Origin of the sequence: Chryseobacterium sp. SIMBA_028 (genome assembly GCF_046535285.1) — a bacterium.
Classification (GTDB): domain Bacteria; phylum Bacteroidota; class Bacteroidia; order Flavobacteriales; family Weeksellaceae; genus Chryseobacterium.
Genome location: NZ_JAWRWZ010000696.1, coordinates 1 through 245, shown reverse-complemented (window position 1 = coordinate 245; position 245 = coordinate 1). Strand labels below are relative to the sequence as shown.

The following is a 245-nucleotide window of genomic DNA, read 5'->3' as shown; positions in this document are numbered from 1 at the left end:
AGGAAAAACCGCATCCTTAAAACAACAGGTGAAAGTATTAGCCAACAAACGTCTGATCTTTGCTTTCTTAATGACAGCCATGGGATATGGATGAACATTTGTGTTTTTTACATATTTATCACCCATTTTACAGGAAATTACAGGATTTAAAGAATCTGTGGTTACAATTATTCTCTTAGTCTATGGAATTGCCATCGCCTTAGGAAATCTGATTGGGGGTAAAGCTGCCAATAAAAATCCTCTTA

General features: G+C 35.5%; 1 pseudogene. It reads left to right on the top strand.

Annotated features, from left to right (window positions below):
- A pseudogene (locus SCA31_RS25035) lies at positions 1-245 on the top strand (MFS sugar transporter); the annotation flags it as partial.